Origin of the sequence: Myxococcus llanfairpwllgwyngyllgogerychwyrndrobwllllantysiliogogogochensis (genome assembly GCF_006636215.1) — a bacterium.
GTDB classification, from domain to species: Bacteria; Myxococcota; Myxococcia; order Myxococcales; family Myxococcaceae; genus Myxococcus; species Myxococcus llanfairpwllgwyngyllgogerychwyrndrobwllllantysiliogogogochensis.
In genome coordinates this window covers 1-620 of the sequence record NZ_VIFM01000612.1, presented here as the reverse complement: position 1 = coordinate 620, position 620 = coordinate 1, and the positions used below count along the sequence as shown (strand labels likewise).

The window sequence follows — 620 nt, the reverse complement described above, 5'->3', positions numbered from 1 at the left end:
GACCTGGACCGCCTCGCCGCGCAGGTGCAGGTGTCGAACCAGAACATCGCCGCGGCCGTGGCCGCCTACGCCCAGGCGCAGGCGCTGGTGCGCGAGCAGCGCGCCGGGCTGCTGCCGGGCGTGAGCCTGTCGGCCAGCGAAACGCGCTCGGGCGGCGAGGGCTCCGCGCGCCGCGGCACCACCGCGCAGGCGGCGCTGGGGGCGAGCTGGGCGCCGGACGTCTGGGGCCGCCTGGGCAGCACGGTGGACAGTGCCCGCGCCAGCGCCCAGGCCAGCGAGGCGGACCTGGCCGCGGCGCGGCTCTCGGCCGTGGGCTCGCTGGTCACCGCCTACTTCCAGCTGCGCGAGGCCGATGCCGAAACCGACCTGCTGCGCGCCACCGTGGACGCTTACGAGCGCAGCCTGCGCATCGCCCAGAACCGCTACGACGCCGGCGTGGCGGCCCAGTCCGACGTGCTGCAGGCCCGCACCCAGCTCGCGAACGCGCGCGCAGATCTGGCCACCGTGCAGCGCAACCGCGCCGGCTACGAACACGCCATCGCGGTGCTGGCGGGCCAGCCGCCAGCCGCCTTCGCGCTGCCGCCCGGCACCTGGGTGGCCCGCGTGCCCGAGGTGCCGGG

Annotated in this window: 1 protein-coding gene; it reads left to right on the top strand. The window is 77.4% G+C overall.

Annotated elements, in window-relative coordinates; genetic code table 11:
- Positions 1–620, top strand: a 620-nt coding sequence (locus FJV41_RS57075; protein WP_181791539.1) for a TolC family protein, incomplete at both ends; no start/stop codon positions are given.